Origin of the sequence: Flavobacterium sp., assembly GCF_021151785.1 — a bacterium.
Lineage (GTDB): Bacteria > Bacteroidota > Bacteroidia > Flavobacteriales > Flavobacteriaceae > Flavobacterium.
The window spans coordinates 1-13,905 of the sequence record NZ_JAGKWP010000067.1 but is presented as its reverse complement, the minus strand read 5'-3'; the positions used below and the strand labels follow the sequence as shown (position 1 = coordinate 13,905).

At 38.6% G+C, this 13,905-nt stretch carries 1 protein-coding gene; it reads right to left on the bottom strand.

Going from position 1 to position 13,905, the window contains the following annotated elements; translation table 11 throughout:
• A partial coding sequence (locus tag QZ824_RS07955; RefSeq protein WP_291275488.1) for a GEVED domain-containing protein occupies nt 1–13,719 on the bottom strand: 13,719 nt, incomplete at its 3' end.
• Nucleotides 13,720–13,905 lie beyond the last annotated feature (186 nt).

The following is a 13,905-nucleotide window of genomic DNA, read 5'->3' as shown; positions in this document are numbered from 1 at the left end:
ACAATCAGAACCATTTGTTGTTGTAGCATAACCTACTGGTGTAGTCGCTCCGTAACAAACTGTTGCTGAACCGTTATCATATCCGTCTGCATCCGCATCTACATAGAAACTTGCTGACTGCCATACTAAAGCATTCGCATCATTACAATCTGTATTATTTGTTGCATAACCTGCTGGTGCTGTTAATGAACACAACATCGCTGTTGTAGTTGAACCATAACCGTCACCATCCGCATCTACATAATATAATACTGTTGCATGTATAGCTGCATTTGCATCATTACAATCCGTACTATTGGTTACATATCCTGCTGGCTGTCCTTGACAAGTAATCATTGGTGTATTTAAATCACCATAACCGTCATTATCTGCATCAGCATAATAAGTTACTGTAGGTTGAACCGAAATAGTAACCGAATTATTAGCTGTAATAGTTGTTGTACAATTTGGCGTTACATCTGTTCTAGTAATCGATTTTACAACTAAAGTTTGACCATTAGTAAATGCTGCTAAAGCAATTGTAAATGTTGCGTTACCAGAAGCATCTGCTACCACATTTGTTACCGTTTGTGTAGCTCCGTTGTTAACAGAATAGCCAATAGTAGAAGTACTATTAGGAAGTAATCCTGTTAAGCTAAAAGTCGTTTGCGCTCCTGAACAAGTAGTTACTGGTTGCGTAATTGAGCTTAATGTAGCTGGTGCTAACACATTAACATTAACTGAAGCTGTATTTGTACAACCTCTTGAATTTGTAACTGTAACCGTGTATTGAGTTGTTGTACTTGGTTTAGCATAAACAGTAGTTGCATGACCTCCTGTATAAGGAGTAGTCGCTGCAGCATTAGTATATAAACCAGTTGTAGGACTCCAAACTAATGAACCATTATTCACACCAAAACGCATGTTAGCTCTTGTGGTAGAAGTAGTGGCTGTAGTATTAGAACAAACGGTTGCTGAACTATCAAGTGAGTAATAAGTCGCTAAATTAGCTGTTGTAGTCGTAGACTTCACATCAGCTGAATTGGTTGAAACTCCTCCACCGTTATTGTTATTAAAACAGAACTCTATCAATAAATTAGAGGTACCATCCCAAGTGAATTGCGAATCTAATGGCAAAGTCACAGTAAACGGTGCTGTACCTGATAACTGATAATTAGACGAGTTTCTAACCGTCGTTAATCCTGTTTCAAAAGTAGTAGTCAATACCGAAGAAGCGGTATTCTTCATTCCTACTGTAAAATTATTGAACGTGTAAGGACTCGTAAACGAAGTAATATCCATACCAAGTGAAGTAATTACAGTACCATTAGCAAAACCTAAGGCTTGTAACTCTGCTGCGGTATATAAATATTGTACTTTATTACCTCCCCAGTATCCTTTAAATGGTGTATTACCAGTATTAGACACAGAACCCGTTCCTATTATTCCACTCTGTACTACTGAACTAGAAGCTACAGATAATGTTTGAACACTACCTTCACAAATCGTTGCAGAAGCAGGAGTAAATACTGGAGCTGCTGGTTGATCAACTACTAATGTCACCACATTAGAAGTCACCGAACTACAAGCAGTAGCCCCTGAAACAACTACACGATATTTGTAGCCATTCATAGCTAACTGAGCTCCCGAAACCGTTAATGAAGTTGACGTAGCATCAGCAACTGCTGACCATGAACTACCATTAGTACTCATTTCCCATTGGTAAGCCAAACCAGTACCCGTTGCTGCCACTGTAAACGTAGCAGTACCGTTAATACAAACAGTAGCACCTACTGGTTGTGTTGCGATAGCAACTGCCGTATTTACAGTTAATGTCGCCACATTAGACGTCACTGGACTACAAGGAGACGTTCCTGATACAATAACTTTATATTGGTATCCGTTCATTGCTGGTGTAATGGTATTAAGTGTCAATGTTGCATTTGTTGCTCCAGACACATTAGACCAAGACGTACCATTTGTACTCACTTGCCATTGATAAGCTACACCTGTTCCAGTTGCTGCTGCTGTAAATGTAGCAGAACCATTAGAACAAACAGATGTACTTACAGGTTGAGTAGATAAAACAACTGCTGTGTTAATGCTTAATGTAGCTGGGTTTGAAACCACTACTTCATTCACCACACAACGGAATTGCCATCCATTATTTGCTAAAGCTAAACCTGATAAAGATAAAGTAGCTGAAGTAGCGTCAGCATAAATACCACCATTAGCGATATTCGACCAACCTGATCCTTCATTTACTTGCCATTGATAACTTGTAGCTACACCCGAAATACCTACTGTGAAAGTAGCCGTATTAGCACCTTCACTACATGCTGTGAAATTAGCCGGATGTTGAGTAATAGCAGCTGTATTTACTGTTAAGATAGCCGCATTACTAGTCACGGATTGACAAGATCCTAAACCAGAAACAATAACATGATATTGTGCGCTTGAAGCTACTGCATTTAATGTTAAAGTAGCTGAAGTTCCTTCAATATCGTTCCAAGTAAGTCCATTGTCTGTACTTTCTTGCCACTGATAAGTTAATCCTGTACCAGTTGCCGCTACAGTGAAACTAACATCAGCGCCTGGTAATACAGAACTATTAGCTGGCTGTGAAGTAATTGCCACTGCTGTGTTTACCGTAACAACTGCTGTTGACACACTATTAGCACAACCTGAAACACTTACCGTATTAGTAACCGTATAAGTACCTGCTGTTGAAGCAGCTAAATTAATTGCTCCTGTTGTTGAATTAATCGATAATCCTGCAGGAGACGAAGTAAAGGTACCTGCTGTACCTGTTACAATTGGCGTAATCGTACCTTGTGAAGTACAATAAGACGCCGCGTCATAAGCAAATACTGAAGTTAGTGCTTGATTAATTACCACTGTAGTTGTAGCTGTTTGAGCTTCACAATAAGCAGTTGGTAATGTAGTATAAGTAACCGTATAAGTACCTGGAGTTGTAGCTGCAACATTTATTGTTCCCGTTACACTATCAATACTTAAACCTTCAGAACCTGAGAAGGTACCATTTTGGAAATTATTTGTTCCAGTTAATGTAACATTAGCATTAGTAGCTGAACTACATAAAGGCGTTGCATAACTGATTGAAGCCGTTGGTTTTTGACCTACCGTTGCTACAACAGCTGTTCTTGCAGATGGGCAAGAAGATGCTTGAACTACAATATTATGGAAATAATTATAAGTAGTTGTAGAAACTCCTGAATCATAACCACTAGTAATAACTCCTAATGGAGCTAAATTATTATAGGCTGCGGCAGTATAATCAGCCCCTGAACTTATTCTATTTACATCTGAAGTGAAAGCAGCTAACAAACGATAGCTTGTTCCAGCAACAACTGGTAAATTTAAGTTCATAGTATAAAACCCAGCCGTAGCCCCTTGAACAATTGGTAAAGTTAAAGAACTACCAACCTGTACGCCTGTAGTATTATTTACTAATCTAACTGTTACGGTATTCGTTACGCTTGTAGTAGGAGAATAATATTGAGCCGAAACAATCGTTCCATTATTATTTGCTGTGAACACGATTCCTCTTTCAGCTGAATACCCAGTAGATGTAGGTATAGAAGTATTACCTAAACCACTTACTGTAACAGGTGAAGTTGTAGCCTCAGCATAATACGTAGTAGTTGTAGAAATACTTGGCGTAGTGAAACTTGTTCCTGTTGCCAATGGAGTACCACCTGTTAAAGCAGCATACCAATTGATGGAAGCACCTTCACTAGCAGTAGCCGTTAAATTAACAGTACCCGTACCACATCTACTAGCAGGTGTTGTCCCTGTAATTAATGGGTTAGCTACAGTTATTGCAACCATATTAGAATTCACTGTTTCACTTGAATTTGTACATGTTACTGCACAATAGTAAGAAGTATTAGTTGTTAAACTACCTGTTGCTAATGTAGCACTTGTCGCACCCGAAATTGGACTAAACGTTGTACCATTTGTAGACATGTACCATTGTAATGCAATATTAGTAACACCAGTAGTATAACCCGCTAAGGTTAATGTCGTTCCACTGCCTCCAGCACATAATGCTGTATTAGCCGCAGAAGCTGTACCTGCAGTAGGAGCTCCTGAACAAGTTGGTGCTGGTGTAATGTTGATAGTATAATCTTCAAAACAAGCCCAAGTAGACGCATAACAAGGGTCAACCCCTGCATCATTATCTGAACCTCCAATTCGCATTCTATGTGCACCTAACGGAGCAGTCAATGAAATATTGAAACTACCTGATAAAGTAGTAGGATTAGCACTTGACGATAAACCGTAATATACTTGTTCACCTGCATCAGTAAATACTCCATTATTATTAAAGTCAATCCAAATTTTAGTACCATACGCATATCCTGTTGCATAAGTTATACTAAAGTTAACAGTTGACAATTGAGTAGCAGATGTACTCTGAGCCGTATAATCACCATAGTTACCTGTTTCAGAACTAGTAGTATTGTTAATAGTACCCATGGTAACGTTGGTAATACCTGTACCATCCACTGAAGTTGGTGCTGGGGTACAATACCAATTTACGGTTAATAATGCCGCATTAGAAGTAGCTGTACATCCATTATTATCTATAATACAACGGTAGTATTTAGCTCCTCCTGTTGCAGTTGTAGATGATGTAATTACAGCTAATGTCGCCGTTGTAGCTCCACTATATGTCACTCCTGTTGGAAGTGCATTTACATTAGCCCAACCTGATGTTCCATTTGACGAGAACTGCCATTGGTAACTAGTTGCAGCGGAAGCGACTACAGTAAAAGTAGCTGCATTTCCTCTCAAGACTGAAGTTGCCGTTGGTTGTGACGTAATTGTTGGGTTATTAACATTCAAAATAGCTGCTGTTGAGTTTACACTTAAACAGCTTTGCGCTCCTGCTACTACTACTCTATATCGGTACCCATTCATACTTGCGGTAGGATTTGTAACCGTTAAAGAAGTAGTTGTTGCTCCTGTTATATTTGACCATGACGTACCATTTGTACTCATTTGCCATTGATACGCTAAATTATCACCAGTTGCCGCTACTGAGAACGTTGCTGTTCCTGTGTTTACACAAACTGTTTGGTCTCCTGGAGCAGTAGTAATTACTACTGGATTATTAACAGTTAATGTAGCTGCATTCGTGTTGATAAAACTATTAATATTAGCACGGAATTGGTATCCACTATTAGCTACTGTAATTCCAGCAATATTTAATGTAGCTGCATTTACCCCTTCAAAGGTTAAACCAGATGCATCTGTACCCTCTGAAATAGGATTAAATCCATCCCCCGAATTCATTTCCCATTGGTAAGTAATTGCTAAAGATTCGTCACTAGACGTTCCTAAAGCAGTAAATGAAGCCGTACTTGCCTCGCAAACCGCTGTATTAGAAGGATGAGTAGCAACAGCCACACTATTCACTTTCAGCGTATAGTTAGGTGATTCTGCGTTACCACAAGGCAATGATCCTGTAACCAGACATTTATAAACTAAGCCTGACATTTCAAAAGTAATACCACTGATTGTTAAATCTTTCGTATTTACCCCTTGATAAATAGCTGAAGCTTCTAGATTTGTAAATGAAACCCCAGAGTCTTCACTTACCATCCATTGATAACTAGTAATAGAACCTGTTGCAGTTACTGTAATTGTAGTAGATTGACCTGGAAGTACTGGTACTTCAGGTGTTTGTCCTGAAATAAGTACAGGATTATTTACTGTAACAATTACCGTATCTGAAGATTGGCAACCATTTGCTGCTGTTCCCGTTACTGTATACGTAGTCGTTACAGCAGGATTTGCTGTTACGCTATTTCCAGTTGTTGCAGACAATCCAGTTGCTGGAGACCACACATAAGTATCTGCTCCTGAAACTGTTAATTCTGTTGTTTCACCACTACAAATTGTTGTGTCCTCTGATGCCACCACTGTTGGTAATGGTAGAGGTGTAACTGTTGTAGTAGCTGAAGCTGTACATGTTCCATTAGTTGCTGTAGCGGTATAAACACGCTCTACCGTTGGTTTAACATATACTACCGTAGCTTGTCCTCCTGAGTATGGAGTTGTAGCTGCTGCATTTGTATATAATTCTGTAGTTGGCGACCAAGTGATGGCTGTAGCTGTTACCGTTGAGTAACCAAAAATGAATTTTGGTCTACTTGAAGCTGTAGTTGCCGCTCCATTCCATCCTGATGGTGTTGTACTACCTGTATATGCACAAACACTTGCTGCATTTACACTATCAACATATCTTGCATTAGAAGATGTAAATCCTGGGGCATCTACTTTAACTGTAGAAGCCGTATTTGAAGTATTATTATTACTCCAACAGAAACTTATAATAATGTTTGATGTTCCATTCCAAGCGAAAGGTGTTGAGAAATTGAATGTATTTACACCTGAAACAGGTACAAAACTTGCTGTACTATAAACATCCGTAAGCCCTGTTTCAATGTTAGTAGTCATAGCAGTTAAAGTAGTATTACCAACACTAATTGCTAAGCTAGTTAAATTTGACCCCGGTGAGGTAATATCTATACCTAAACTATTGATGTTACCTGCTTGAACTCCTAAAGCTGTTAACTCAGAAGCTTTGATTAAAAATTGGGTTTTAACACCACCATAACCTCCATAAAAAGGATTTATCCCAGAAGATGTACTTGTAGACGCTCCAGCTCCTAAAGTAGCTGAACCTGAACCTCCAATTGTACCTCCAGTTGCTGTTAAAGCCATTACACTATTAGTACATACTGATGCGCCTCCTTGAGTAATAGTAACTGTACTTGGATAAGCATTTACCGTTACGGTTACTGTGGCACTAGTTGAACATCCGTTCGCATCCGTTCCTATTACGGTATAAGTAGTAGTAACTGCTGGTTGTGCTGTAACTGTACTACCTGTTGAATCAGATAATCCTGTTGCTGGCGACCAAGCATAGGTACCTGAACCACTTGCTGTTAAAACAGTGGATCCTCCTGTACAGATTGCTACGTTAGGGCTTACTAATGTAACTGCTGGCACATTCTTGGTGATCGTTACTACATTAGAGTAAGCTGCTGAGCCACCATTACAAATTACTGCTAATCTATAAGACGTAGTAGCGGATAAAGACCCCGTACTCAAATTAGCATAAATAGCAGAAGCTGTACCAACTCCAGTAAATGTCGTTCCATTAGTTGACATTTCCCATTGGTAAGTAGTTCCTACTCCGATGGTATAACCTGAAGCAGCTACTGTTGTACCTGCTGTAGTATTACAGAAACTAGCTATAGGAGCCGTTGCTGTACCTGCTACTAAAGTTTGAGAAGCACAAGTTAACGTTGTAAACTCGTCCGCTCCCATATCTGGAGTAGCTGAACGTGTATCTCCATCGATATCTGTTGCTACATCAGTAAGAACTGTTCCTAGGTTATCCAAAGTAGGGTTTGTTCCTACATTCAAGTGCATATCAGCACTTGAAACAAAATTTGGACTAATCGTTTTAGAATTTACGTTACCTCCAAAACCAGTTTGAATGGCCGCTAAATCTGTTCTTGCTGAAGTTAAATACCCTTCATTGGTTCCTGCTACCCAATAATTGTTATAATCAATAGTAGAGAAAACCGTATTTGCTGATGCAGAATAAATAGCATAACAAGCACTTGTAGAAGTAGTTTGTGTATTTACAAAAATATTATTGCGAACGTCTAAAGCTCCAGCAGCAGATACAGATGATCCTACAGCAAATGCAGCCGTAGTAACTGTTCCACTAGAAGACAATTGAGTTCCTAAATTAACGGTATTATTGTATACTTTGTAACCCGCACCTGCTGAAACATAAACACCTAAAGCATTGTAACTTAAAGTTGTTGTTCCTGCATAGGTTGCAATATCCCATACCATGTTGTTTTTCAACACTACATTAGCTGTAGTTGAAGAGGATCCTAAACGGATTCCGTAAGCACCGTAAGCATAACTAGCATAATTATTTTTAATATTGCTTACTCTGTTGCTATCAATGGTTACTCCCGAAGTAGCACCTGCTAGCCAAATACCTGTTGGAGCATACGTTCCTCCTCCATAAATTGAAGAAATATCACTAATTGTATTTCCTGAAATTACTGTATTGGCTGCTGCTACCCCATTAGCCACATATATTCCCATTGGAGCATAAGACGAGGTAGTACTTGTCATTCCTAGATTGGTAATAGTATTATTAGTTACCGAAGCATTACTACAGTAACTTCCAACCCAAATACCATAATCATTTTCGGCTTGAGTTTTTGCATAGTTACCTAAAGTATTATTAGCTACAGTCACTCCGTTAAATCCAGCAATGTAAATTCCTCCATTACGGTTTTTATTTGCTCCTGACTCATCAATTTTATTCGATGAAACATTCGCATTAGTACCATAAGCTGAAGAGGCTCCTGCTGCATTTAAATAAACGCCAACAAAGGAATTTTGAATATCATTATTTTGAATTGTAACCCCATTAAAATATCCTGGATTAGCTGATGTAGTTGCATCATTTGCAATAACTCCACTAGCAGTAGTGCTACCATTTATTAAAAGGGCATTCTTTACTACTGTATTGGCAATTGGTGTTGTACCTGTAGAAGCAATTCTAATGATATTAGGAGAAGTAGTCGATGTATTAGTAATCGTTAGATTTCTAGTTGTTCCGCCTACTGAATTAGAACCATCAATGGTTACATTATTGGCTTTAATAACAAATACTCCATTAGAAGCTACCGCACCACTTATAGAAGGAGTAACTCCAGCAGCTGGTTTAAACGTTAAAGTGTACGATCCAATAGAAGCATTTTGATTCACTGTTATTGCTGTTGTACCAATGTCATATGTTGCATCGGTTAAACTAAATACTACGTTATCTGAGAAACAAAGTGCATTATTATATGCTGTCACTGCTGCTGCTAAAGTAGAAAAGTTTCCACCAACACCAACAGTGTAAGTGCCTCCCATAATTTGAGATATAGATAAAGCAACTGCATTAGATGTCACTGCTGTACATGGAGCTGTTCCACTTACCACACAACGGAAAGTATTACCAGCATACGTAGCTGGAGAATCAATTGTCAATGTACTTTGTGTAGCAGTAGCACCTACATAAGGATTCCAAGTGGAACCATTCGTAGAATACTCCCATTGATACGTTAATCCAGTACCTGTTGCACTAACACTAAACGAAGCAGTAGCTACTGTAGAACATTGATTTACAGCTACAGGTTGAGTAGTAATAGCTACTACCTGATTTACAGTTAAAGTAGCTGCATCAGAAGTAACCGCACTACAAGGAGACGTACCAGAAACCACTACACGGTATTGGTTATTATTCAAACCAACTCCAGGTGTAGTAATCGTGTAAGAAGCAGATGTTGCTCCTGCAATATCAGACCAAACTGTTCCATTTGTACTTACTTGCCATTTGTAGGCAACTCCAGAACCTGTAGCAGCAGCTGTAAAGGTTACAGAAGCCGCATTGGAACAAACGGTTTGACTTGCTGGTTGCGTGCCTATTACAATAGCATCAAATACTGTTAATGTAGCGGCATTAGAATTTACTGCTCCATTATTTAATACACAACGGTATTGTTTTCCTGTATCTGTTGCTGATATTCCACTTAACACCAATGAAGATGTGTTTTCATTAGCAATATCTATCCATGTTGTACCATTAGTACTTACTTGCCATTGGTAAGCCGTAACTTCTCCCGTTGTACTTACAGCGAATGTAGCTCCAGCATTAGAACACACCACTTGATTAGATGGATGCGAAGTAATACTCACAGAACCAACTGTTAAAGTATAAGCATTTGAAGTCACTGCTGTACAAGGCGCTGTACCTGAAACCACACATTGGAATTGTTTTCCATTGTCTGCTGAAGAAGCTGCTACAACGGTATAAGTTGCATTAGTTGCTCCTTCGATATTAGACCATGTTGTTCCATTTGTACTAACTTGCCATTGGTAAGTAATTCCTGTACCTGTTGCTTCAATTGCAAAGCTAGCATCTGCTCCGTCTAATACAATTTGATTACTGGCTTGAGCCGTAATAACAGGAGGATTATTTACAGTAACTGTAGCTGTAGTTGTATTAACACACCCATTAGCATTTGTACCTGTAATAGTATAAGTGGTAGTAACCGTTGGATTTGCTGTAACGGAACTTCCAGTCGTTGCTGACAATCCAGTCGCTGGCGACCAAGTATAAGTAGCAGCGCCTGAAGCCGTTAAAGTAGCTCCAGCCCCTCCATTACAAATAGTAGCATTCTCTACTGAAATGGTTGGTAATGGATTAGGTGTTACCGTAACTGATGAAGTCTTAGAACATCCATTTACTGTAGCAACTACTGTGTATGTAGTTGGAACCATTGGAGTTACTCCTGTAGGATTCTGTGCAGTTGATGTAAATCCTTCTGGTGACGATGTCCAAGCATAAGTAGCTGGTATACTTCCAGAAATAGTGAAATCATCAATATACAAATTAAATTGATTTGCTGCAGAATAACAATTCAATGCAAAATAATACACACCACTTGTTGTAGGTGTAAATGTTGCAGTAGCCTGAGTATATGTTGTATTAAGTAATGAAGCTTGAGTCAATAGCGTAGTGGTTTGCCCTACTTTAGTTGCTTGTGACCCCACAGTTAACTTCAACTTTTCTGTATAACTCTCTGTCTTATACCAATATGAAATAGTATAAGTCACACCTGCTTGTAAAGTCTGAGCAGGGGTAAATGCCCAAGCATCAGCAGCATATGAGGAATTATAACCATAGTACATAGATTTAGAACCTGTTCTTACTCCAGCAGCTGTGCTGTATGAAGCCCACGAATTTCCAGAACCTGCATTTACAAAGGTCCAACCTGTAGGTGGCCATGTTTCAAAACCTTCAGAAACACTAGTACTTACATTACCCGAAGTAGTAGTCAAATTGACTGATGTACCCAAACAAGGTGTTGTTGAACTTGCTGATGCAGTAATAGCAGGCGGTGCTGGATTTACTGTAACCGTCACCGTAGCGGTAGCCGAACAACCTGCTGCACTTGTACCTGTAATGGTATAAGTCGTAGTTGTTGTTGGATTTGCTGTAACGGTATCTCCTGTTGTTGCAGATAATCCCGTAGCTGGAGACCAAGAATATGTGGCTCCCCCAGTAGCTATTAAAGTAGTCGATTGTCCTGAACAAATAGTTACATTCGAACTTACACCAATTGTTGGTGTAGGTGCAGCAGTAAACCAAGTAGAAGAATCTACAGACCCTCCAGGATTAGTAACTTTAATAGGACCATCCACCACGTTAGCAGGGGCTGTCACCGTCAATGATGTAGCAGATTGTGCCGTAATACTACCTGGTAAATTAACGCCAGTAGCACCATTGAAAAGTACTGTACTAACCGTATCCAATCCTGTACCAGAAATAGTCACTGATTGTCCTCCTGTTACACAAATTGTTAAGGGAGAAAAACTTGTGATGGTAGGGGCAGAAATGGTTGCTTCATTAAATTCAAAAGCTCCCATATCTGGAAAAGTAGTACTTCTTGTTGCACCATTATAATCTGTGGTATACCCAGAAATTACTTGTGCTGTCCCACCTGCTAAATTAGTTACTCCGTCTGCAAAACTCAAGAAAGTCGCATCAGCACCTGTTGTACTTGCAAATGTCGGATTTTGAAATTTAGAAGCGTTATCTCTTGTCCCTACTCTAGTTTGATAGGCAGAAAGCGTTGCATCAGTATTAGTTCCGTCTGTATACATCGTACTTCCAAAAAACAAGTTGTTGTTTGATGTTGAAGCATACGATGTTAAAGTCGTACCTGATCTTCTGTAGGCAACGGCTAACCCTGACCCTGTTGATGTACAAGCATTAACAAAAATATTATTTCTAAAATTGACTGTTGGAGTTGTACTTGCATAAACAGCAGATGAGCCAAATCCCGAACCAGTACTTGTACCTGACAATCTAACAGTATTGTAATAAACATTGCTCGTTGTTCCTGCATTTAAATAAAGTCCAAATAAATTTGAGGCGGTTGAAGCAGGAGTTGTTAAATTACCTATAATATTGTTATATATGTTATTAGTAGTTCCTCCAGATATATACATCCCATAAACTCCAGGCGATGTTACAGAAGAACTTAATCCATATATTTTATTATTATAAATATTATTAGTTGTTCCAGCAGAAACATATAACCCATAAATAGTTGTTCCTCCAGTCAATGTGTTAATATTATTTCCTGAAATAGGGTTTGTAGTTCCTGCATAATTAATGCTAATTCCATACATGGTTCCCGTTCCTGTTGAAGGCAACGTCCAATTTGAAATTGTATTTCCTTGACACGTTTTGGTACCAGTTGCTGTATTACAAAATATACCATAAATGTATTGAGAACCTGTACTTGAAGACGAAATATTACTAATTGTATTATTTGTCCATGTTTCAGTTACTGCAGATGACCCTGAATATATACCATAAATATATGACGTACTGGTAGTACTTGTAGAAGAAATATTTGTAATGGTATTATTATTAAAAGTAACCGTAGGAGAGGTAGTATGTAAGATACCATACATAGTACCTGCTGAGTTTCTTGAAATAGTATTAATTGTATTATTACTACAAGTTAAAACAGATGCTCCAGCTGCAGAAATAGCTGTAAAATTACCTGATGTTGAAAGCAACGAAATATTTCTAATCGTATTACTATTAATATTAATAGTATTTGTTGGAGATGATATACTCGTTGCATTTACAATACCACTAAATGCTCCTACTGAAGAAGTAAGTGAAATATTTGAAATTATATTATTATTAAAATTAGAAGCCGTAGCAGCTGTATTTAATAAATTAAAATAAATTCCAGTAAACGATCCTGTATTTGTAAGCGTTAATGTACCTGTAGCTGAATTACTAGCATATCCAATAGTATTTCCTGTAATTTGTAAATTATTACCATAAGTACTATTAGAAAAATACACCCCATACATTGTACCTGTTATAGAACGTGAAGCCGTTTGGTAAATCTTATTATTTGTAATATTCCAATCGGTATTTCCAGTAGATGCATAAATTGCTGATGAAGCACTCGATGAATAAAAATCATAAAATTCACAATTATTAAAAGTAATGTTACTATTAGCAATTGCTGAACTTGTCGTTGATCCATTAGCTACCACACACTGACTCGGGTAGTTAGTACCTACTGGTCCAAACTTACAACCTTGAAATGAGTTATTGTCATTTCCTGTTGTGGTCCCTGTACTAATCCAAACAACGGCTGTATTAGAACCAGCTGTTGTATTGTTTCCTGAACCTAAAAATACCACATTATTGAATGTGTTATTTGTAGAATCACCAACCAATTTCAAGGTAGTAGTCCCTGATGTTGTTGAAGCTGTGGTGTTTGAGAAAGTTAGATTCCCTCCTCCATTAATGGTTACATTGTCTGCCCCATTAAAAGTAATTAAGGGCGTACCTGACGTGGCTGCACCACTGACCAACCATGGCCCACCGCTTGGCGCAATGGTCAAAGACGACCATGTACCTGCACCCAAACTGGCTCCACCAGCAGGTTCAGTAGTGTTTCCACTAATGGTGACCGTGATGTTTGCCGAAGCCTGCGATGTTCCGATCGCAGAAAAGGCTGCACTTAATGTAGCATAGGAACCGTTACCCGTGACTGCACCGGCAACTGTTACCTGTCCTCTCATTCCCACTGCACTGAATAGTATCAATGCGAGTAAGAGGAAATTTTTAACGAAGTTACCCCTAATTAGGCTTAACATTCGCGAAAAATAATTGTTTTCCATAAAGTTAATTGTTAGTTAAATAATTAATTATTTCGGCATTTTACGGTTGCCAAAAACCGTTTATCAAAATCTAATAAAACCCTTATT